Annotated in this window: 14 protein-coding genes; 5 read left to right on the forward strand and 9 right to left on the reverse strand. The window is 72.6% G+C overall.

Translation table 11 applies throughout. From position 1 onward, the window contains the following. Window positions 1–125 precede the first annotated feature (125 nt). Window positions 126–1,493: a carbohydrate-binding protein gene (locus OG462_RS37935; protein WP_406065001.1), complete on the forward strand. Its 1,368-nt coding sequence runs from the start codon at window positions 126–128 to the stop codon at window positions 1,491–1,493. Window positions 1,494–1,641: 148 nt separating this feature from the next. Then, the gene (locus OG462_RS37940) at window positions 1,642–2,406 is read left to right on the forward strand and encodes a hypothetical protein (protein WP_406065003.1); all 765 of its coding nucleotides are present in this window, start codon (window positions 1,642–1,644) and stop codon (window positions 2,404–2,406) included. A gap of 21 nt (window positions 2,407–2,427) precedes the next feature. On the opposite strand, the gene OG462_RS37945 is transcribed toward OG462_RS37940, so the two are convergent. Genes OG462_RS37945 through OG462_RS37960 form a run of 4 tightly spaced genes read right to left on the reverse strand, consistent with a single transcriptional unit; the run spans window position 2,428 to window position 7,181 of the window. Further along, entirely contained in the window at window positions 2,428–3,831 is a 1,404-nt protein-coding gene (locus OG462_RS37945; RefSeq protein ID WP_406065005.1) for a GH1 family beta-glucosidase, read from the reverse strand. A gap of 52 nt (window positions 3,832–3,883) precedes the next feature. Beyond that, on the reverse strand, window positions 3,884–4,843 hold the full coding sequence (locus OG462_RS37950) for a carbohydrate ABC transporter permease (protein WP_406065007.1): 960 nt from the start codon (window positions 4,841–4,843) through the stop codon (window positions 3,884–3,886). Further along, on the reverse strand, window positions 4,840–5,805 hold the full coding sequence (locus OG462_RS37955; RefSeq protein WP_406065009.1) for a carbohydrate ABC transporter permease: 966 nt from the start codon (window positions 5,803–5,805) through the stop codon (window positions 4,840–4,842). The genes OG462_RS37950 and OG462_RS37955 overlap by 4 nt, the downstream gene beginning before the upstream one ends. Window positions 5,806–5,861: 56 nt before the next feature. After that, window positions 5,862–7,181, reverse strand: coding sequence for an extracellular solute-binding protein (locus OG462_RS37960; RefSeq protein WP_406065011.1), 1,320 nt, complete (start codon window positions 7,179–7,181; stop codon window positions 5,862–5,864). A gap of 297 nt (window positions 7,182–7,478) precedes the next feature. Between OG462_RS37960 and OG462_RS37965 the strand changes: the two genes are divergently transcribed. Continuing rightward, window positions 7,479–10,256: a glycosyl hydrolase gene (locus tag OG462_RS37965; RefSeq protein ID WP_406065012.1), complete on the forward strand. Its 2,778-nt coding sequence runs from the start codon at window positions 7,479–7,481 to the stop codon at window positions 10,254–10,256. A gap of 148 nt (window positions 10,257–10,404) precedes the next feature. Here OG462_RS37965 and OG462_RS37970 read toward each other — a convergent pair whose 3' ends face one another. Next, the gene (locus tag OG462_RS37970; protein WP_406065014.1) at window positions 10,405–11,430 is read right to left on the reverse strand and encodes a LacI family DNA-binding transcriptional regulator; all 1,026 of its coding nucleotides are present in this window, start codon (window positions 11,428–11,430) and stop codon (window positions 10,405–10,407) included. Window positions 11,431–11,593: 163 nt separating this feature from the next. Between OG462_RS37970 and OG462_RS37975 the strand changes: the two genes are divergently transcribed. After that, window positions 11,594–16,432, forward strand: a complete 4,839-nt coding sequence (locus OG462_RS37975; protein ID WP_406065015.1) for a hypothetical protein — start codon at window positions 11,594–11,596, stop codon at window positions 16,430–16,432. Window positions 16,433–16,513: 81 nt separating this feature from the next. Here the strand turns inward: OG462_RS37975 and acpS are convergent, their stop codons facing one another. Continuing rightward, window positions 16,514–17,011: a holo-ACP synthase gene (gene acpS / locus OG462_RS37980; protein ID WP_406065017.1), complete on the reverse strand. Its 498-nt coding sequence runs from the start codon at window positions 17,009–17,011 to the stop codon at window positions 16,514–16,516. A 112-nt stretch (window positions 17,012–17,123) separates the two neighbouring features. On the opposite strand from acpS, the gene OG462_RS37985 reads away from it, so the two are divergent. Beyond that, window positions 17,124–18,209: a branched-chain amino acid aminotransferase gene (locus tag OG462_RS37985; protein WP_406065019.1), complete on the forward strand. Its 1,086-nt coding sequence runs from the start codon at window positions 17,124–17,126 to the stop codon at window positions 18,207–18,209. A 27-nt stretch (window positions 18,210–18,236) separates the two neighbouring features. Here OG462_RS37985 and OG462_RS37990 read toward each other — a convergent pair whose 3' ends face one another. From OG462_RS37990 to OG462_RS38000, 3 genes are read right to left on the reverse strand one after another with little or no spacing between them, the layout of a single operon-like run. After that, window positions 18,237–19,610 carry a S8 family serine peptidase gene (locus OG462_RS37990; protein ID WP_406065021.1) on the reverse strand — a complete coding sequence of 458 codons (1,374 nt, stop codon included), beginning with the start codon at window positions 19,608–19,610 and terminating at the stop codon, window positions 18,237–18,239. 14 nt (window positions 19,611–19,624) lie between these two features. After that, window positions 19,625–21,199 (reverse strand): amino acid adenylation domain-containing protein, encoded by a 1,575-nt coding sequence (locus OG462_RS37995; protein WP_406065023.1) that lies wholly within the window; start codon window positions 21,197–21,199, stop codon window positions 19,625–19,627. Beyond that, on the reverse strand, window positions 21,196–21,762 hold the full coding sequence (locus OG462_RS38000) for an RBBP9/YdeN family alpha/beta hydrolase (RefSeq protein ID WP_406065024.1): 567 nt from the start codon (window positions 21,760–21,762) through the stop codon (window positions 21,196–21,198). Before OG462_RS38000 ends, OG462_RS37995 begins: the two co-directional genes overlap by 4 nt. Window positions 21,763–21,766 lie beyond the last annotated feature (4 nt).

Below are 21,766 nucleotides of genomic sequence, written 5' to 3' on the forward strand. Positions count from 1 at the left end.
GCCATGGCAGGGGCCGACTGGCACCTGCCGTCTCCTCGTTGCGATCCCTACGGTTCCAGCAGATCCCCCACCGAGAACCGATCGTGATCCGAGATCTCGTGATCCGAGAACCGAGGAGACTCCCCATGCTCCGACGACACGCCCGCGCGGCGTGTACCGCCCTGGTCGCCGTCGGTATGGCGCTGGCCGGGCTCCAGGCCGGTTCCGCCGCCGCGGCCCCGGACGCCCGTGACCCCCATCCCGCCCCGGCCGTCAAGACCGCCGCCCAGGCGCTCGGCGCCGACTCCGCCCGGCCCGAGCTGCTCGACGCCATGCGGCGCGACCTGGGACTCACCCACTCCCAGGCCCTGACCCGCCTCACCAACGAGGCCGAGGCCGGCGCCACCGCCGCCCGGCTCCGCCAGGGCCTGGGCGGCGCCTTCGCCGGTGCCTGGGTGGACGGCGCCGAGTCCGGCACCCTGACCGTGGCCACCACCCGCGCCGCCGACGCGGCCGCGATACGGGCCACGGGCGCGCGGGCCCGGCTCGTGACGCACAGCCTGACCACCCTGGAACGCGCCAAGGAGAGCCTGGACCGTTCCGCCGGCACCGACGCACCCGCCCGCTACGTCGACGTGCGCGCCAATGTCCTGGTCGTCGAGGAGACGAGGGCCGGGGCCGGTGCGCGGCTCATCCACACCACCGGGGTCCCGAGCGAGCTGGTACGTGTCGTCCGCACCGGTCAGGCACCCCGCCCGCTCTACGACATCCGGGGCGGCGACGCGTACTACATGGGCGGCGGCCGCTGCTCGGTCGGCTTCGCGGTGACGCGCGGCACCACCCAGGGCTTCGCCACCGCCGGCCACTGCGGTCGCGCGGGCACCACCACCAGCGGGTTCAACCAGGTGGCCCAGGGCAGCTTCCAGGGCTCGATCTTCCCCGGCAACGACATGGCCTGGGTCGCCGCCAACACCAACTGGACCTCGACCCCGTACGTCAAGGGATCCGGCGGCGCGAACGTCCAGGTGACCGGCTCGGTCCTCCAGCCCGTCGGCTCCTCCGTGTGCCGCTCCGGCTCGACCACCGGCTGGCACTGCGGCACCGTGCAGCAGCACAACACGAGCGTCACCTACCCCGAGGGCACCATCTCCGGGGTGACCCGTACGACGGTCTGCGCCGAACCCGGCGACTCCGGAGGTTCGTACATCTCCGGGAGCCAGGCCCAGGGCGTGACCTCCGGCGGTTCCGGCAACTGCTCCAGCGGCGGTACCACCTTCTTCCAGCCACTGAACCCGCTGCTGCAGAACTACGGCCTCACCCTCAAGACGACCGGCACCGACCCGGGCCCCGGACCCGGCGAGCCGGAGCCGGGCGGTACATGGGCGGTCGGCAAGGTCTACGCGGCCGGTGACGTCGTCACGTACGGCGGCGCGAGCTACCGCTGCCTCCAGGGCCACCAGGCCCAGGCCGGCTGGCAGCCGCCCGACGTTCCGGCGCTGTGGCAGCGCCTGTGACCCTGGCCGGAAAGTGACCGGGGTGCCGCGAACCCGAGGGGGGTGTCGCGGCACCCCCCTCGGGTTCCCCGTAGGATCACCGCGATCTTGATCAACAACTGGGTGCCGCCATCGGTTCGGCACGTGCGCCTCGCGGGGGAGTCGGCACATGAACAGGTTTCGGGCAGTCGTGGCTTCGGTCGTTCTGGTCTCGTCCGTGGCGGTGACACTGGCCGGGTGCGGCTCCGCCGAGCCGTCGGACGACACCGCACCGGCAGGGAAGCCGTCGGCCGGCAAGGCGTCGGCGGGGCAGTCCTCCGGCGGTGGTACGACCACCGGCGGCGGAGAGGCCGGGAACTCCCCGTCCGCCGAGAAGCTCGCCGCCGACCCGGGCACCCGCTACACGGCCATCGTCGTCCCCGCCCTGGAAGGCCTCGTCTGCGACGAGGGCGACGGCGGCTTCCACTACGGCAGCGGCCTCGACATGAGCATCACCGGCGACGACGACCTCAAGGAGATCGAGGGCGACAGCCACGACGTCGCCGACGAGGTGTCCTGCTTCGGCAGCCCGCGCAATGTCCTCCGCAAGGGCACCATGTCGGCCTCGGCGCCCATGTTCACGGCCAGGACCAACCTGTACGAGAGGGTGACGGACCCCACCGCCGCCCTGAACAGGATCTTCGCCGCGTCCGTGGAACTCGAGACGGGCTACGGCCGCAACTTCACCGGCAAGGCGAAGACCGTCACGGACAGCACTCTCGTCGTGAAGTGCCAGCAGAACGTCACCGACACCTTCCCCATGACCACCTGCCTCTGGGCGAACTACGGGGCCGTCGGGTCCGTGGACTTCTTCCCGGCGGACGACCAGTACATCCCCATCGAGTCGGCCGTCCCGTGGACCCGGTCCTTCGTCGCCGGCGCGCTGGCGACGTAGCGGTCGGGGCCGGGCGGCCCCTCAGGCCTCCTCCAGGCCCCCTCGCGCGATGACCTCCGCGTACCAGCGGGCGCTGTCCTTCAACGTCCGGCGCTGCGTCGCGAAGTCCACGTGCACGATGCCGAAGCGCTTGCTGTAGCCGTACGCCCACTCGAAGTTGTCCAGGAGCGACCACAGGAAGTACCCCCGGACGTCTGCGCCGTCCGCGAGCGCGCGGTGCACCGCCGCCAGATGCGCGTGGAGGTACGCCACCCGCTCCGGGTCCTTCACGTTGCCCGAGGGGTCGGCGTAGTCGTCGTACGCCGCACCGTTCTCGGTGATCACCAGCGGTACGTTCGGCAGCTCGTCCCGCAGACGGGTCAGGAGCTCGTACAGCCCGTCCGCGTCCACCGGCCAGTCCATCGCCGTGCGCGGCCCCGGGGCCGGCTCGAACCGGACGTGCCGCTCCGCGCCCGCCCACGGCGAGGGCGCCTCCGACGTACCCGCCCCGACGACCGACGGGGAGTAGTAGTTGATGCCGAGGGAGTCGATCGGCGCGGCCGCCGCCGCCAGATCGCCGTCCTGGACGAAGGACCAGTCCGTGACCGAGGCCGTGTCGCGGATCAGGTCCTCAGGGAGCCGGCCGTGGAAGACGGGGTCGAGGAAGACGCGGTTGCCGACCGCGTCGATTCGACGGGCCGCGTCCAGATCCTCGGGCGCCTGCGAAATGGCCCGTACCGCATGGAGGTTGAGGGTCAGCGACACCTCCGCCGCGCCGGGCAGCGCACCGCGCAGGGTGCGCGCCGCGAGCCCGTGCGCCAGGTTCAGGTGGTGCGCGGCGCGCAGTGAGGCGAGGGCGCTGGTGCGGCCCGGGGCGTGCACGCCGTTGCCGTAGCCGAGAAAGGCCGCGCACCAGGGCTCGTTGAGCGTGGTCCAGGTCGCCACCCGGTCGCCGAGGGCGTCCGCCATGATGGCCGCGTAATCGGCGAACCGGTACGAGGTCTCCCGGTGCGGCCAGCCGCCCGCGTCCTCCAACTCCTGCGGCAGGTCCCAGTGGTAGAGCGTCGCCACCGGGCGGATACCGGCGTCGAGGAGGCGGTCGACGAGACGCCGGTAGAAGTCCAGGCCCTTGCGTACGGCGGGGCCGCGCCCGGTGGGCTGCACCCGGGGCCAGGCGATCGAGAAGCGGTAGTCGGTCACGCCGAGCCGCCGCATCAACGCGACGTCCTCGTCGACCCGGTGGTAGTGGTCGGCGGCGATGTCACCGGTGTCACCGTTGCGCACCTTGCCGGGCGTACGGCTGAAGGTGTCCCAGATGGAGGGGGTGCGGCCGTCCTCGCCCGCCGCCCCCTCGATCTGGTAGGCGGCCGTGGCGGTGCCCCAGCGGAAGCCCTCGGGGAAGCGGAGGTCGGTCGTCGTGCCGGTACGGGCGTCGAGCGCGGTCATGGGGTGGGAACTCCCTGGAGTGAGTCGTCTTGTGTGTGGGGGAGCGGACGGGTCAGCCCTTGACCGCGCCCTGCATGATGCCGCCGACGATCTGCCGGCCGAGCAGGCCGAAGACGAGCAGCACCGGCAGGGTGCCGAGCAGCGTGCCGGCCATGATCACGGACTGGTCGTGGACGTAGCCGCCGCCGAGCTGGCGCAGCGCGACCTGGACGGTGGGCTCGGAGGAGGTGAGGGCGACGACCGGCCAGAAGAAGTCGTTCCAGGCGGCCATGAAGGTCAGCAGGCCGAGCACGGCCATCCCGGGCCGGGCGATCGGCACCACGATCGACCAGAAGATCCGGGCGGTGGACGCGCCGTCGACCCGCGCGGCCTCGATCAGCTCGTCCGGCAGCGTCTGCGTCAGGTACTGGCGCATGAAGAACACCCCGAACGCGGACACCAGGCCAGGCAGGATCACCGCCTGGAGCTGGTTCACCCACCCCAGCTCGGCGATCAGCATGAACAGCGGGATCACCCCCAGCTGCGGCGGGATCATCATGGTGCCGACGGTGATCGCCAGGAGTGCGCCCCGGCCCCGGAAGCGGAGCTTGGCGAAGGCGAAGCCGGCGAGCGTGCAGCACAGCACGGTGCCGAGGGTGATCGAACCGGAGACGATGAAGGAGTTGAGCAGCGCCTTGCCGATGTCCGCCTCTTCGAGCACTGCCTCGAAGTTGCGGATCAGGTTCGGGCCCGGCAGCAGCGTCGGCGGGACCTTCGCCAGATCGGCGTTGGAGCGGCTCGCGGCGACGATGGTCCAGTAGAACGGGAACGCGGAGAACAGGACGGCGACGACGAGGATCCCGTACGTGAGGGGGCCCGCGTGCAGGGTGCGGCCCGCGCGGGAGGGGCCTCCGGGACGGCCCGTTCGCCCGCGCCGTGGTACGCGTGCGCGTACGGAGGCCGGGGGAGCGGCCGGAGGGTCGGTGGGGGCGTTCGACGCCGAGGTCGTCGCCGGGGCGATGGGCGCGGTCATCGGCCGGCCTCCTTGCGGGAACGGCGGCGCGCGACCAGGGCGTTGACCCCGACGAGCACCACGATGAGCAGGAACATCACCCAGGCGATGGCGGCGGCCCGGCCCAGATGGAAGAAGCCCCAGCCCTGCTCGTACATGTAGAGACCGAGGGTCTGGTACTGGTGCGAGATGCCGCCCGAGATGGAGCCTTCGAGCAGCAGCGGCTCGCCGAACAGCTGGGTCGCGCCGATCGTCGAGACGATGACGGTGAACACGATCGTGGGCCGCAGTCCGGGCAGCGTGACGTGGAAGAACTGGCGCCACCGCGACGCCCCGTCCATCGCGGCGGCCTCGTACAACTCATGAGGGATGGACTGCATGCCGGCCAGGTAGATCAGCGCGTTGTAGCCGGTCCAGCGCCAGATGACGACCGTCGACACGGCGATCTGCGAGGCGACCGTGCCGTTCTGCCAGTCGACGGGGTCGATGCCGACCAGGCCCAGCGCGTAGTTGATCAGCCCGAAGTCGCGCCCGAAGAGCTGGGCGAAGACCAGGGTGGCGGCGGCCACCGAGGTCGCGTACGGCAGGAGGACCGCGGTCCGCAGGAAGGTGCGGCCGCGCATCCGGTAGTTCAGCAGGTGCGCGAGCCCGAGGGCCATGACGAGCTGCGGGACCGTGGAGAGCACACCGATGGTGAACGTGTTGCGCAGCGAGAGCCAGAAGTACTCGTCGCCGAGGAGCGCGGTGTAGTTGCCGAGGCCGCGCCACTCCATGTCACCGGGCGTCTGGAGCTCCACCCGGTAGAGGGAGACGAAGGCCGTGTAGATCAGCGGGAAGAGACCGAAGGCGAGGAACAGGGTGAAGAACGGGGCGAGGTAGGCGTACGGCGAGAACGACTGCCAGGCCCGCCGGGCGGACCCCCGCCGCGCGGGCGGCGGGACCGGCTTCGGCGGGGCCGGTGTCTCGGATGCGGTGAGGGTCACGGCGCGGCCCTTCGGAGAGGAGCGGGGAGGAGGCGTGGAGGGAAGGGAGGGCGGGGTCAGCCGATGGTGTTCTCGACGCCCTTCTTCGCGTTCGACCAGGCCTTCTCCGGCGAGGTCCCCTTGCGCTCGACCTCGCTCAGCGCGTTGGTGATCTGCGTCGTGATGTTCTGGTCGTGGACGCCGAGCACCTGGACCGGGGCCGCCTTCGCCGCGTCGCCGAAGATCTGCCCGATGGGGGCGTCGGAGAAGAACGGGTCCTTCGCACCGGCGACCTTCTCGATCGCACCTGTGGCGGAGGGGAAGTTGCCCTGCTTCTGGAAGAGCTTCGTCTGCTGCTCGGGGGCGGTGAGCCACTTCACCAGCTCGTACGCCTCCTTCTTGTGCTTCGCGGCCTTGGGCACCGCCAGGTAGGAGCCGCCCCAGTTGCCGGCGCCGCCGGGGAGCGTGGCGACGTCCCACTTGCCCTTGCCGGCCTCACCGGCCTGGCCCTTGATGTAGCCGAGCATCCAGGCGGGGCACGGGATGGTGGCGAAGGAGCCGCCCGCGAAGGCCTGGTTCCACTGCGGGGACCACTGGTCGAGCTTGGCGGTCAGCCCGTCCTGGGCCGCCTGGACGGCGTGGTCCCAGGCGCTGCGCAGCGCGGGGTTGTTCTCCCAGATCAGCTTCCCGGAGGCGTCGTAGTACCGCTCCTTCTCCTGCCCGATGATGATCGAGTAGAGGCTGCCGGTGCTGTCGATCCAGGCGCTCTTGCCGCCGGCCTTCGCCTTGTACTGCTTCCCGAGGTCCAGGTATCCGTCCCAGGTCGCCCACTTCTTGGCGAGCTCGTCTCGGCCGGTCGGCAGACCGGCCTTCTTGAAGAGGTCCGTGCGGTAGCACATGGCCTCCGGGCCGACGTCCGTGCCGAGGCCGAGGACCTCACCGCCCTTGCCGGCGGCGGCCGCCCACTTGGCCGGGGCGAACTGGCTCTTGAGGGTGTCGGCGCCGTACTTCCTCAGGTCCTCGAAGCGCTCGGACTGCTGCTGGGTGACGGAGGCGATCCGGCCCACCTCGATGCCCTGGACGTCCGCCAGGCCGGCGCCGCCGGCGAGCCGGGTCTGCAGGGACTTCCAGTAGTCGGCCTCGTCCTCGGTGTCCGTCTGCTTGATGCTGACACCGGGGTGGAGCTTCTCGTACTCGGCGTACAGCCCGGCCTCCTTGTACCCGAAGGAGCCGAACAGGTCGACGGTGATCGTGACCTCGCCTCCCGCGCCGTCGGTGGACGCGTCGTCCGACGTGCCTCCGCAGGCGGCGAGCAGGGCCCCGGTGAGTGCGACGGCCCCCAGGCGGACGACGGCTCTCCTGGCGGTGGTCGTGGTGGCGGCTCGGGCGATGGGCATGGGAAGCCTCCCTTGGCTCCGGAACGAGCGAGAGCGACTGAGAGCGCTCTCAAGCGTGCGGAGGGAGCGTGCCTGTGGACGAGGCCATCCGTCAAGGCTCGAAGGCGTAACGGACGGGAAGTGCCGTCAAGTCCGGCCTGTGTTCAATCTCTTGACACACGCGTTTCGAGAGTTTTACGTTTCCGGCGTCTTGAGAGCGCTCTCTCGGAGCGTTCGCCCGGAGCTCGCCACCCCCCTCTCTCTCCCCGCGCATCCCCTCCGTGCCCCCACTCGTCGCGACGACATGAGGTGCCGTACATGCCAGCCCCCCGCACCAGGCCGGCCGCCGCGCTGGTCCTGGTCTCCGCCCTCGCAGCCCTGGGACTCGGTCCCGCCGCCGCCCCCGCGGCCGCGGCCACCGTCCCCACGGGCGCCGGAAGTTACTCCGACACCCGCCCCGCCGGAACCTCCGGCCCCACGACCAACACCGGCGCACCGGTCACCCCCAAGGTCACCCCCGCCGCCCAGGGCAAGCCGGTCCCCACCAACGACTGGTGGTCCTCCCTCGCCTTCCAGCGCTACGGGGGCAACCCGTACTCCACTCCCATGTACGGCCACCCGCTCACCTACCAGGCCGTCGCCGGCGGCCTCGAGCTCGGCTACCCGACCACCCCCGCCATCGTCGGCGAGGGACGCCAGTACGAGTTCGCCCACAAGGGCGACCTCACCCTCGGCCTCACCGGGCTCAACTCGCCCGACACCAAGGCCGACGCCTGGTCCGACTGGACCGTCACCCCCTACTGGTCCGACGGCGCCCGCACCCTGCGCACCACCATCGGCCACGGCATGCCCTTCGTATACGCCAAGGGCACCGGCGGCGACGCACGGATCACCACCGCCACCGCGCCCACCGTCTTCGCTGACCAGGGCAACGTCCTCGGCATCACCGTCGCGGGCCACCACTACGCCCTGTTCTCGCCCACCGGCACCGACTGGACCGTCTCCGGCTCCACCGTCACCGCCGGGCTCGGCGGCAAGGACTACTTCTCCGTCGCCGTCCTGCCCTCCACCGACGCCCTCGCGACCTACCGGAAGTACGCCTTCAGCTTCGTCACCGGATCCACCGTGAACTGGAGCTACGACGCGGGCACCGTCCGCGCCACCTACGCCCTCACCACCGAGGCGAAGGAGGGCACCGAGCGCGGCACCCTCCAGGCGCTCTACCGCCACCAGTGGCTGAACACCACCGACCCGCTCACCCCGTACACCTACGTCTCACCCCGCGGCACCATGAAGGTCCGGGAGTCGGCCGCCTTCACCACCAGCCAGAAGGCCGCCGCCACCCTGCCCGCACTGCCGGGCGGCACCGGTGCGGACACCGCACGCCTGCGCGGCTATCTGAACGAGGTCGCGAGCTCCGCCGACCCCTTCTCCGGAGCCGTCGACACCTACTGGACCGGCAAGGCGCTCGGCAAGCTCGCCCAACTCGTGCCGCTCGCCGACCAGATCGGCGAGACCGCGCTCCGCGACAAGCTCCTCGGCCAGATCAAGGGCCGCCTCCAGGACTGGTTCACGGCCGGCGGCGCGAACGAGTTCTCGTACGACACGGCCTGGAAGACCCTCACCGGCTACCCGGCCTCCTACGGCAGCGACACCGAACTCAACGACCACCACTTCCACTACGGCTACTACGTGTACGCCGCCGCGATCGTCGCCCAATACGACGCGGGCTGGGCCGCCGACTCCGCCTGGGGCGCCATGGTCAAGACCCTGGTCCGCGACACCGCCAACCCCAGCCGTACGGACACCGCCTTCCCCTTCCTCCGCGGCTTCGACGTCTACGCCGGACACAGCTGGGCCAGCGGCCACCAGGGCTTCGCCGCCGGCAACAACCAGGAGTCCTCCTCCGAGTCGACCAACCTCAGCGCCGCGCTCGTCCTCTGGGGCTCGGCCACCGGAAACACCGAACTCCGGGACCTCGGCACGTATTTGCTCACCACCGAGGGCGAAGCCATCGCCCAGTACTGGTTCGACGCCGACCAGCAGGTATTCCCCGCGGCCTTCCAGCACGACACCGCCGGCATGGTGTGGGGCAGCGGCGCCGCCTACGCCACCTGGTGGACCGCCAACCCCGAGGAGATCCACGGCATCAACGTCCTCCCGGTGACCGGAGGTTCACTCCACCTCGGCGGCCACAAGGAAGCCGTCCGGCGCAACATCGCCGAGATGGAACGCGAGAACCCGGGACCCGCCGTCGAATGGCGGGACATCCTCTGGGAATTCCAGTCCTTCGCCGACCCGGCCGCCGCCAAGGCCAAGTGGGACGCGGGCAACGCCGGTTACACCCCGGAGGCGGGCGAGTCCAAGGCCCACACCTACCACTGGCTCACCGCACTCGACACGCTCGGCACGCCCGACGCGACGGTCACCGGCTCCATCCCCACCTCCGCCGTCTTCGCCAAGGGCGCCACACGCACCTACGTGGCCCACAACCACGGTGCCACCGCGCGGACCGTCACCTTCTCCGACGGGAAGTCCCTCTCCGTACCCGCGCGTTCCACCGTCACCGGCACCGGGACGGGTAGCCCCGATCCCGATCCCGATCCGGAGCCGTCCACCGGCAACACCTTCCAGCTCCGCACGGGCGGCGCGCTCACCACGGCCACCGGCGCCACGGCGGGCAGCGACACCGTCCTCTCGGCACAGGGCGGCAACTACGACGGCACCCCGAACCGGCCGGTCGTCTACGAGGTCAAGGGAGTCAACGGCACGCTCAAGGCAGGCGGTTCCACCGCCTTCCGCCTCCAGATCGACGCCGGCGCGGGCGTCGGACTCGGTCAGCAGGCCCGGATCAGCTACGACCTCACCGGCGACGGCACCTTCGAACGGACGGAGACGTACCACTACTTCGCGACCGACCCGGTGACGGGCTGGGAGGAGTACGCCCAGTCCCGCGGCCTCAAGTCCGCCACGGGAACACTCGGGAACCTGACGGGCGGAACCGTGCGGCTGGAGGTCTGGAGCGCGATCGGCAACGGCGACTCGCGCGTCCAGACGGGCACGGACCGGTCCGTGGTGGTCATCCCGTACGACTGACCGCCCGAGCCCCTCGGGGAGCGGAGCGGCGGGACCGGGTTCCTCCTCACCCGGTCCCGCCGCCTCACGCATTCCTGTCCGGTGCTCCTGCCTCTCGCCTCTCGCCTCAGGCCTCAGGCCTCTCGCCTCAGGCCTCTTGCCTCTTGCCTCAGGCCGAGTCGCGGAGCACGAGTGACGTCGGCGTGATCACGGATGCCGGGACCTCGGGCCCGGCCCCGTCGAGCAGCCGCATGAGGAGCTTCACCATCAGCCGGCCCATGCCTTCGATGTCCTGGTGCACGGTGGTCAGGGACGGGGAGGTCCTGCGGACCACCGAGTCCATGTCGTCGAAACCGACGATCGCCACGTCCTCCGGAACGCGCACCCCGCGCTCCCGGAGGGTCAGCAACGCGCCCGACGCCATCAGGTCGTTGGCGACGAACACGCCGTCGACGTCCGGCCGCCGGTCGAGCAGCTCCGCCATGGCGCGGGCACCGCTCTCCTCCGTGAAGTCGCCCCGGCACAGCAGGGCGGGGTCGGCGTCGACGAGGACGTCGCGGTAACCGTGGATCCGGTCGAGCGCCGACGTCTGGTCGTCCGGCCCGGAGATGTGGGCGATGGTCCGGCGGCCGAGCCCCACCAGGTGCCGCACCGCCTCCCGGGCGCCACCACGGTTGTCGCAGTCGACGAAGGGCACGGTCGGACTGGTGCCGGGAGCCGGCCGCCCACCGAAGACCACCGGGATGCGGGTCCGGTCGATGACGGCGGGCAGGGCATCGTCGTTGTGCAGGGAGAAGGCCAGCGCGCCGTCCACGTGCCCGCCCCCGAGATAGCGGGCGATCCGGTCGTGATCTCCCGGGCCCTCCACCCACAGCAGCACCAGCTGGGCGTCGTGCGCGGTCAGCTCCCGGCTGATGCCCCGCACCTGCTGCTCGAAGAAGGGGTCGGAGAAGATCCGGAACTCCGGCTCCGCGATGATCACCGCCACGGCGCCGTTGCGCCGGGTGACCAGGGTGCGGGCCGCGTGGTTGGGCACGTAACCGAGCTCGTCGACGGCCCTGCGTACCTTCTCGACCAGCGGAGGGCGCACGCCCGCGCCCCCGTTGACGACCCGGGAGGCCGTGGCGCGGGACACGCCGGCGCGAGCGGCGACGGCTTCCAGCGTGGGGCGGGGCCCCGTGGTCTGCTCGGGCAAGGCGGGCGCTCCTCGGCTGCGTGGTGTGGGCTGCGGTGTGTGGCGTGCGGTGTGCGTTCCTGTGCGGATCAGGATATCTGTAGCCCCCACCCTCTGAGAGCGCTCCCAGCCGGAACGCCTCCCTGTGAGCCCGCTCAGGCGGGGGCACCCGCTGCCTCGGGCCGTGTCAGTGGTGCGTGCGACGATCCAGGACATGATCGCCTCGCTCGAAGCCCTGTTGCCCGCCACCGGCAAGACGCACGTCTCGACCACGTACGCCGACTGGGTCGCCGCCCATGACCCGGACGCCGCCGCGGCGGCACGCGACCTGACCGAGGCCATGGGGCCCGAACTCAGCCGGTCCTGGACCAAGCCCGGCGCGTTCGTCGACGCGATGGCGTGGCGGGCGCGCCGGCTGCCGCCTGCCCATCTGCCGTGGTTCTGGGACACCGTGGGGCATCGGCTGATCGGTTACGGGAGCCGGCCGGGCGGCCGGGCCTACGTGGCGGCGCGGGCGGCCGAGGCCGAGCAAGGGCTGGCGGTGGATCCCGCCTACCGCCGGGCCAACGGGCTGCTGTTCGCCACGGGCGGGGCCATGCCGGCCAAGGAGTTCGGGGCCCATCAGCGGTTCCTCACCGAGACCCTGGAGCCGGTCGAGGCGCACGCCGCCCTGGGCGCGTTCCTGACCGCGTGGGCGGGCTCGAAGGCGGACCTGCCGGCGGACCTCGTGCGCCGGGTACGGGCCTCCGCCAAAGCCGCCGGTCACGGGGACGACGAGGTCGCGCGCGTGGTGGCGGCGATCCTGTCCGTCACCCGGAAGAAGTCGGTGCCGGACGCCCTCCTCGTAGCCGCCGAGCCGGTTCTGACGGCCCATCCGCCGACGGACGCGGTCGCCGCGGGATTCGTCGAGGTCTTCCCCGAGAGCGTCACCGACGGCGGGGCCTGGCTGCGGGTGCTGATCGGCTGTGGCGCGACGGAGGCGATGGAGACCGGACGGCTGGTGCCGGAGGGGGGACTGCACCACTGGGTCGGGCACTTCGTCCACATGTACCAGTACGCGCGCCAGCCCCGCGGCGGAGTCGGGCGCCAGCAGCTGCCGCCCGAGTTCCTCGACCTGGTGGGCCGACTGGGCCCCCGCCTGCGGGCGACAGGTGACGCCGTGACGGTGCACACCACCCGCCACCACTACCAGGGCTTCGACGCGGACGTCCTCGACGCTTGCCTGGCGGCCGGGGTCACCGTCGTCGATCCGGGTCCGGAGACCCGGATGCGCTTCTGGGGCGAGCGGTCCGAGCGGGACCTCACCGCCCTCGCCGCGGACCCGGTGTTCGGCCCCCGACTCGAAGGAACCGTGCACGCCGGACTGAAGCCCACCTGGTACGGGGCGCCCGCACGCAAGCCCGGATCGGCGGTGACGCTGCTCCCCGGCAACGAGGGCATCGCCCACGAGGTGGCCGGGCGGGTCGGCAAGCTCGTCGACACCGTCGGGGGCGGCGGCATGGCGGGTGCCGAGGAGTCCGTCGCCGAGCTGGAGACCCTCCTCGACCGGCCGACGGTGACGGCCCTCGGCGGGATCGTCGACGCCCTCGCGGGCGCGTCCGCCGGCGGCGCGCTGCGGCGCTCGCTCGCGGCCGGTCTGCCGGAGGAACTCGCCTGGCCCGCGCTGGAGGCCGTGTACCAGGAGTTCGCGGCCGACGCCGCGCGCGCGGAGGGCGAGACGGGCACGACCGGGGACGCGGAAGCGGCCGGCGGGGCCGTCGCCGTCGGTGCGGTCGGACTGCCCGGGGTGGCCGGTGTGACCTCCACCTGGCCCGTGCTGACGGTCTTCGGGCGCGACCGGGCCGTCGCCGTCGCCCCGGACGGGGTGCGCGGCTCCTGCCGGTTCACGGTCCCGGAGGACGCGACCATGTTCGCCGTCCACTACGTCGGAGGGTCCTTCCTCGTCAGCTGGAGCCTCAAGCCGAGCCCGTACTACTGCGACACCGCCGTCTGGTCCGACCGTCCCGAGGAGCCTTTCACGCCGGAGGAGCTGGGCGGCCTGGTGCCCTTCGGCGGCAGCCTGGACGGGGCGTACGGCTTCCAGTTCGAGACCGCCGACGGCGGTGGACGGCACGGTGGCCTCCGCGTGACCCGGCCGGGCGGCACGGAGGGGATCGACCGGGAGGAGCTGCAGCTGAGTGACGGCTCCCGGATCTGGACCAACGCCGTCTACGGGAGGCGGCCGTGGGAGGTCGTGGACCCGGTCACCGGCGAGCGGCAGGGCGCGACGCCGCTGCCGGAATTCCCCGGCCGACCCGCGAGCACCGATCCGTCCGTGGAGCCGTCCGAGGCGGACAAGACCCTCGCACGCGAGGCCCTGCAGCTGGCGCCCCTGCCCGCCGGTACGGCCGATTCCCCGCTGGGCAGCCGGGACGGACTCGTCGGCACCCGCGTGCTGTTCCGTACCCGCTACCGCGACAACGCGCCCGACCACTACCTCCTGGAGAGCATCGACGGCCGCAGGGCCCGGTTCGACATCGACCGGCCGGGCCAGGAGCCCTGGGGCCTCTGGGCGCCACCGGAGGGCGCGGTGGAGGACGTCGTCCTCGCCGAGGCGCAGACCCGCACGGGCGTGCGCGCGTACACCGCCGACGGCGTCCTGCTCTGGGAGCTCGACGGGCACCACTCGCCCACGCACCCGCGCGTGAAGCCGGCCAGGCGGGTCACGGTCTCCCACGGAGTGGCCCTGCCGCCCGCGTTCTGGTACCTGCTGCGGACTCGGGACGCGGTCGGTTCCAAGGCCCTGCGGACCGTGGAACAGCAGACGGCGGACACCCTCCTGGCCGCCGCCTTCGACAGTGCGGAGGCGCTGCGCGCCGCCGTGGCACGGGAGTTGCCGGAGGTCACCGACCCGGTCCTGGTCGAGGGCGTCGTGGCGGTGGTTGAGCGGGCCGCCCGGGTGGAGGAGCGACGGCGTGCCCTGCACCGGCGCGTCACCCGGCTCGCCGAGGCGCCGCCGGTCCTGCCGAGTCGTTCCGTGCCCGACACCGAGCTGATGCCCGCGCTGTTCGGCCTCGTCGTGGACGGGAAGCGCGACACCTGGCAGCGGACCGCGGACGCCGCCCAGCCCGCGACCCTGAGCGCGCTGGCAGCCGACGGCGCCTGCCTGACCGGAACGATCGAGGAGGAGGTCCGGCGGCTGTCGCCGCCCGCCGCGCCGCACGACTGGTCGCAGCTTCTCGGCGCGATCGACGCGGTGGCCTGGCGGGCGGCGGTGGCACCGACGCCGGACACGGAGCGGTCCGCCCTGCGCGCGCTCCTGGACACCTGGGCCGACCAGCCGTTCGCCCGTGCGGGCAGCCGGTGGTGGGTCGGCCGCACGTCCGACACCGGCACCCTGGACGGGCTGCGGGAGGGAGGGACCGCCGTGGCGTCCGCCGGACTGTGGGACGGCGGGAAGACCTGCTGGTTCGTCGCCCCCGCCGCCGACGCGACGGACGGCGACCCTGTCCCGTCGGCCGTCCCCGAAGCCCGGCTCGTCCGGGTGGAGCGGGACGACGCCGCCCGCCTGCGGGCCCTGCTCGCGGCGATCGACGCGCACGGACCTCTCCCCGTGCCGGAGTCGGCGGCCGCGCGGTTCGCCGAACTGACCGGCGTCCGCAGGCCCGTGGCACGGCTCGTGGTCGCCGGTATGGTCGGCCGCGCGGACCGGGACGCGGACCGCTCGCTCGCCCGCAAGGCCCCGTACAAGGCGAGCCCGATGACCGCCGAGTTGTACGAGGAGCTGCGCGCGCGGCTCGGAGCCGCCGGCCGACGGGCCGTCCTGGCGGCCGCGCTGCCCGGGGACCCGGCCGAGCTGTGGCGGCCCGGCGGGGTCGAGGCGGCCGTGGAGCGGATGGCCGGCGTGTGGCGGGAGATCGTCGGGGAGCGGCCCGCCGTGCACGACGAGGCGGCCGACGCACTGGAGGCCGACCTGGGCCTCTCGGAGGTCTGGGCGCGACGCCTCGCGGGCGGCTACGAGGCCGCCGAGGACGCGACGGTACCCGCAGCCGACTGGGACCTGGCCGCGCCCAGGTACGGCCTGGGCGTGGAGGTGCGGGCCCTGCCGCCGGCGGGACCCGAGCTGCCCTACGGCACCCCGGTGGGTCTCGCGATCGAGGAGATCGCCAGTGCGCTGGTCTGGGCGTGGACCGATCGGCCCGCCGGGGACCCGGCGGTGGCCGGCGCGACAGCCCTGTACGAGCGACTGCGGGCCGAGCTGGCCCGTCCGGAACTGCTCGTCGAGCTGCCCGGCGGGCGGGTCCAGGACACCTCGGTGAGCATTGCCGAGCGGTTCGGGCCGGCACGACTGCCCGTGTCGATGGACCGCCGGAAGGAGAAGGGGGAGATGCCGTCGATGACCGCGTACGACTCGGGCCCGCTGGTGGTGTGCGCACCCGGCGGCGACGTCTTCCTGCGGCCCGCCCGGGTCGCCGACCCCGAGGCCTGGCGACGGGTCCGTGAGATCACCGACCTCGCGGAGGAGCTGGACCGGGTGGCGCCGCTGCTCGCCGGCGGCGGTCTCGACCGGATGATGCGGCGGGCCGGCTCCGGAGCCGTACCGGACGGGGCGTACGAGGCGGATCCCCGGCAGTCCTGCCCGGAACTGGTCGCGCGCGTGGCCGAGGAGCTCGGTGTGGGAACGGACGCCGCCGCGCTGTACCTCCAGCTCGCGACGCTGGCCGCGCCCACCGACCGGAACGTACGGAGGTGGAACGGCTGGACGAGCAAGCGGCACGCGGAGGTCCGGGCGGAACTCCTCGCCACCGGCGCGGTCCTCGAGGCCAAGCGGGCGCGGGCGGGCCGGACCCAGTTCCTGCCCGGCGAGTGGACCGAGCTGAAGGCCCCGCACCTCCCGCTCGAACAGGTGAAGCTGGCGAGCCACCGGGTGCGCCCGCTGTGGAGCAACCAGCTCCGCTCCCCGTTCGTACGGGTGCTGCCGACGGCCCCCCTGCACGAGATGTTCGCGGAGGCGTGGGAGCGCGGCCGGGAGCAGCGCGCCTGAGGTACTCGCACGACCTCCGGGTGCGGTGCCCGGGCAGAACGGCCGCACCGCACCCGGAGGCCACGGGCCACGGCCCCCGGCTCAGTCGTCGCCGAGTCCCGCCACGAAGGCGTGCGCCAGGGTGTGGGTGTGGGTGAGGGTGATCAGCCAGGACCTGATCCCCGTCTCCTCGGCCAGCGCCGCGGCCCGGCCCGTCAGCCGGAGCGACGGGCTCCCGGACGCGGCACGCACCACCTCGACCTCGGTGAGGACGGAACCGGTGAGCCCCACGCCCAGCGCCTTGAGCACCGCTTCCTTGGCGGCGAAGCGTACGGCGTAGCGCTCGGCCGAGTCGGCCGGGATGTCGCAGTAGGCGCGCTCGCCGGTCGTGAACACGCGGGCGGCGAAGCGTGGCTGGCGGGCGAGGACGGCTCGCATCTCGTCCACCTCCACCAGGTCCGTGCCCACGCGGAGGACCCGCCTGCCGACCAGGGCGTACGCGCCGGCCGCAGTCGCTTCGCCGATTGCCCCGCCGCCCGCACCGGGGCCTTCGCCGAGCCTTCCGGCGTTCTCCGCGCCGCCCACCGGACCGATCATCATGCCAAGATCCAACTCTCTTGCTCCGTCTGGCGATCGGCCGATATGGTGCCGAGCCGTCACCCATGATGGAGTACGCGCGCCGTCACCGAGCGCCGACCGAGAGGGTCCCGCGATGAGTCTGCGGTTCACGCTTCAGCCCAACCCCGCTCCCGCGAGTCCCGAGCGGCGCGCCGAGATCCTGGCCGACCCCAAGTTCGGCCAGTACTTCACCGATCACATGGCGCGCGCGGTGTGGACGGCGGACGGCGGGTGGAGCGACGCCGCCGTGGTTCCGTTCGCGCCGATCCCCATGCACCCGGCGGCGGCGGTCCTGCACTACGCGCAGGAGATCTTCGAGGGGATGAAGGCCTACCGGCACGCGGACGGATCGGTCTGGACGTTCCGTCCGGAGGCCAACGGCGAGCGGTTCGCACGCTCCGCCAGGCGCCTGGCCCTTCCCGAGCTCCCGCTGCCGGCCTTCCTCGACTCGGTCACCGAACTCGTGCGCGCCGACCGGGTATGGGTGCCGAACGGAGGCGAACAGAGCCTCTACCTGCGCCCGTTCATGTTCGCCTCGGAGGCCTTCCTCGGCGTACGGCCCGCCGCCGAGGTCACGTACATGGTCATCGCCTCGCCCGTCGGCCCGTACTTCTCCGGCGGCGTCAAGCCGGTCTCGATCTGGCTCTCCACGGACTACACCCGCGCCGGACGCGGCGGGACCGGGGCCGCCAAGTGCGGCGGCAACTACGCGGCCAGCCTGGCGCCGATGCTGGAGGCCGGCGAGCACGGCTGCGACCAGGTCTGCTTCCTCGACGCGGCCGAGGGCCGGTACGTCGAGGAACTCGGCGGCATGAACCTGTACTTCGTCACGGACGACGGCCGGCTCGTCACCCCGGAGCTCGGAACCATCCTCGAAGGCGTCACCCGCGCGTCCATCCTCGCCCTCGCCAAGGAGATGGGGCTCGACGTCGAGGAGCGGGCCGTCGAGATCACCGAATGGCAGGAGGGCGCGCGGACCGGCGCGATCCGTGAGGTCTTCGCCTGCGGCACCGGCGCGGTGGTGACTCCCGTCGGGCGGCTCGTCTGGACCGACGGAGAGGTCGTCGCCCCGGACACCGGCGCCGAGGACTCGGTGACGATGCGACTGCGGCGGCGTCTGGTGGACATCCAGTTCGGCCGGGCGGACGACCCCCACGGGTGGATGCGGCGCCTCGTCTGACCGGACGGTGGAAGGCCCGGGGCGCCCTCAGAGGTGTCCCGGGCCCGCCGTCAGCAGGCCGAGTCCCACTGCCTCGTTCGGGCACGCGCCCCCGCAGTCGTCCCCGGTGAAGGTGGCTCCCTCGGTGACCGGGACGCAGTCGGCCGCCAGGTCCTCGGCCCGGAGGGCGCGGCCCTTGCCCACGCCCCGCTGCACGGCGAGCGCCACCACTCCGGCCGCGTACGCGGTCGCGCCCGAGGTGCCGCTGGAGACCAGCCAGCCGTCGTCCGGGGCGGTCCCGTCGTAGGCGCTGTTCCGGCGGTCGAACAGACAGCCCGGCTGCGTCGGGAAGACGATGTAGTCGCCGTGCGGCATCGTCCCGCAGGGGCCGGAGAAGTCGGGGACGCTCCGGCCCGGGAACACCGACGAACGGTAGCTCGACGCCAGGTCGGAGGCGCGCCGTTCCCCACCGGGGCCGACATGGACCCCACCGACCGTCAGCGCGCCCGGCGTGGCCACCGACTGGAACATGGCACTACGCCGATCGGTGGAACCGTTGCCCGCGGCGAACAGGACGGTGATGCCCTGCCGGATCGCGGCGGTGACCTCCAGGTGCAGAGTGGGCTCCTCCCGCAGGGTGCCCCAGCTGCAGGAGATGACGTCCGGCCGCAGCTCCACCGCCCGCTGGAACGCCGCCAGCGGGAAGGAGAACGCCTCGCTCGCCATCTTGACCATGGTGAGTTCCACCCGGGGAGCGACGGCGAGGAGCAGGGCCGACATGGCGGTGCCGTGCCCGCGCTCGTCGGCCGTGGGGTCGAGGCAGCCGAGGGCGGGCACCACGGACGTCGAGTAGCCGTGGGCGCGGTGGTGCGGATGCCCGTACAACCCGGTGTCGACCATCACCACCCGTACCCCGTCGCCCCGGATTCCGGCGGTGTGGAGCGGCTCGGCGCCGGCCACGCGGACGGCGTCCTCGGGCAGCCGCAGGTAGCGGTCGGTACGGGGCAGCGGCGGGGCGGCGCTCGCCGTCAGCTCGAAGCCTGAGCGGGGGACCCGTACCTCGGCGACCAGCTCCGGGTGCAGGCGCGACCGGAGCGCGTGCGGCGCCTTGAGTTCGTAACGGACGGAGCCCCGGATGTACTTGTTGCGCACCGGGAGGACGGGGCCGCCGAAGACCTCCGCGAGCTGCGCGTTGTCGCCGGAGACGGTGAGACCGACCTCCGTACGCGCCTCGACGGCCAGGCCCTCGCGGCCGAAGGAGTCCGCGAGGCGGTCGACGACACCGGGGGCGGGAAGGAACTCCTCCACCGGGTGACGCGACAGCTGGGCGGGATCACCGCCCAGCTGAAGCCCGGAGGCCGAGCGGGGAACGACGGTGACCACGCCGCGCCGCTCGAACCGGGCGAGCTCGTCCTCCACCATGCGGTGCCTTCCCTTCAGCTGTTCGCGAGTGCGCGCAGGCGGTGCCGGTCGAGCTTCCCGGACGGTGTCAGGTTCACGTCCTCGTCGGTGAGGAAGTCGATCCGGCCCGGGAGCATGTAGCCCGGCAGCCGCAGGGCCAGCTCCAGGCGCAGCTCGGTCTCGTCGGGACCGGATCCGTCCCCCCGGCCGAGGACGAAGAGCGTGATCGCCTTCCCCGTCACGGGGTGTTCGGCCGGTACCGCGCAGCAGTCCGTCACCCCGGACACGGCGAGCGTCGCCGCCTCGACCTCGGACAGGTGGACGAGATTGCCGTTGATCTTGAGGGCGTCGTCGCGGCGCCCCAGGAACAGCAGCGCGCCGTCCGCCCGCCGCCGCACGTAGTCGCCGGAGCGGTAGAACCGGGCCCCGCCCGGGCCCGGCAGCTCGACGACCGCCCGGGCCGTACGGTCGGGTTCGCCGCAGTAGCCCACCATCACCTGAGGTCCGCCGATGAGCAGCTCCCCGGTCTCACCGTCCGGGACCGGCCGGAGCGCGTCGTCGACGACGAGCAGGTCGACACCGGGCAGGGGGCCGCCGATGGGGAGGAACTCCTCCTCGTACCCGGCGAGGTCGTCGACGAGGAAGAGCGTCGCGCTGTGGGTGGTCTCGGTCGGCCCGTACCCGTGGACGTACGTGAGTCCCGGCACCGTGGTGGCGAACGCGCGGAGCACCGCGACCGGGCAGGACTCGCCGCCGAACCAGAGCCGCCGCAGCGAGCTCAGGTCGCGACGGCCGGCGTCGCTGAAGCGGCCCACCAGCATGCGGATCACCGAGGGCACGAGCAGCGTGTCGGTGATCCGCCACTCCTCGACGGCCCGGGTGATCTGCGTGGGCATCCGCAGCCGGGGCAGCAGATGCACGCTGCCGCCGACCAGGAAGGTCGACCAGAGGTCGACGACCGAGGCGTCGAAGAAGAGCGGCGCCACGTTGAGGAAGCGCATGCCGTCCTCGAAGCCGACGACCTTCTGCACTCCTTCGAGGAGGGCGCACAGCGACCGGTGGCTGATCACGACGCCCTTGGGCGAGCCGGTCGAGCCCGAGGTGAAGACCACGTACGCGTGGTCGTCGGGGCTCCGGTCCGCGAAGGGCACGGGACGCACGTCGCTCTCGGCCACCGGGTCCCACCCCGGGTCCCCGGCCTCCTTCCCGACGGTCACCACGGCGCCCGCCGGCGCGCCGTCGAGCAGCCCCCGGTGGTCGGGGTGGACCACCGTGACCGTGGGCTCGCACAGGCCGAGCAGCAGGGCGACGCGGGCCGCCGGCAGCGACTCGTCCACCGGCACGTACCGGGCCCCGAGCCGCAGCGCCGCCCACATCACCGTCACCGAGGCGACGGACTTGTCCATCACCATGGCGACCGTGGAGCCCCGGCCGACGCCGAGCCCGGCCAGGACGTCGGTCAGCGACTGGGTCCGGCGGGCCAGCGTCCGGTACGAGACCGCCTCACCGGTGTCGAGCGCCACCACGGCCCTGGCGTCGCTCTCGTACCGGCGCTCCAGGATCTCGTCGGCGAAGAGCGGCACATCGCCCCCGCCCACGTACTCGTTCATCCGTCCTCCTGCCAGGTGAGAGGGGACTCGAGCCGCAGCCGGATCGCGTCGAGCAGCTCCGGGAAGGTCTCCATCTTCTGGTCGTACGAGCCGAAGTGGCCCATGCCGTCCATCGCCGTGAACTCGCTTGCGGTCAGCTCGTGCAGCTCCTCGGCGACCTCGAAGGGGACCCAGGGGTCGTCCTTCGAGTGGAACTGAGCGATGAAGCGCTGGTTGGCGCGGATGGCGTCCCAGTCCCACGGCCGGTCGAAGAACCCACTGCGGCGCTCCAGTTCGAAGCCGCAGTCGGTGTGGTGACCGGCCACCGCGAAGGTACCGAGCAGCGGCGCCGTCTCGGCGTAACGGAACGCGGTGAGCGCGCCGGAGGAGTGCCCGACGATCACCGTGTTCTCGTCCGGCCGGATGACGTCCGTGAGGTACGGCAGCCAGAACCGCATCCGGCCCTTGATCGGGTCCGGAAAGGTCTCGGCCACCACCTGGTGGCCGAGGGCCTCCAACTCCCGTCTGAGGTACGGGAACCAGATGCCCTCGACGCTCGCCCCGGCGTTCCCGTGGATCAGCACGATC

The organism is Streptomyces sp. NBC_01077, assembly GCF_045162855.1.
Taxonomy (GTDB): domain Bacteria; phylum Actinomycetota; class Actinomycetes; order Streptomycetales; family Streptomycetaceae; genus Streptomyces.

Bases quoted from the DNA above. Each gene is read 5' to 3' on its own strand.
- OG462_RS37985 (WP_406065019.1), top strand. From the start codon at position 17,124: ATGAGTCTGCGGTTCACGCTTCAGCCCAACCCCGCTCCCGCGAGTCCC.
- OG462_RS37940 (WP_406065003.1), top strand. From the start codon at position 1,642: ATGAACAGGTTTCGGGCAGTCGTGGCTTCGGTCGTTCTGGTCTCGTCC.
- OG462_RS37950 (WP_406065007.1), bottom strand. From the start codon at position 4,843: ATGACCGCGCCCATCGCCCCGGCGACGACCTCGGCGTCGAACGCCCCC.
- OG462_RS37990 (WP_406065021.1), bottom strand. From the start codon at position 19,610: ATGGTGGAGGACGAGCTCGCCCGGTTCGAGCGGCGCGGCGTGGTCACC.
- OG462_RS37995 (WP_406065023.1), bottom strand. From the start codon at position 21,199: ATGAACGAGTACGTGGGCGGGGGCGATGTGCCGCTCTTCGCCGACGAG.
- OG462_RS37960 (WP_406065011.1), bottom strand. From the start codon at position 7,181: ATGCCCATCGCCCGAGCCGCCACCACGACCACCGCCAGGAGAGCCGTC.
- acpS (WP_406065017.1), bottom strand. From the start codon at position 17,011: ATGATGATCGGTCCGGTGGGCGGCGCGGAGAACGCCGGAAGGCTCGGC.
- OG462_RS37935 (WP_406065001.1), top strand. From the start codon at position 126: ATGCTCCGACGACACGCCCGCGCGGCGTGTACCGCCCTGGTCGCCGTC.
- OG462_RS37965 (WP_406065012.1), top strand. From the start codon at position 7,479: ATGCCAGCCCCCCGCACCAGGCCGGCCGCCGCGCTGGTCCTGGTCTCC.
- OG462_RS37945 (WP_406065005.1), bottom strand. From the start codon at position 3,831: ATGACCGCGCTCGACGCCCGTACCGGCACGACGACCGACCTCCGCTTC.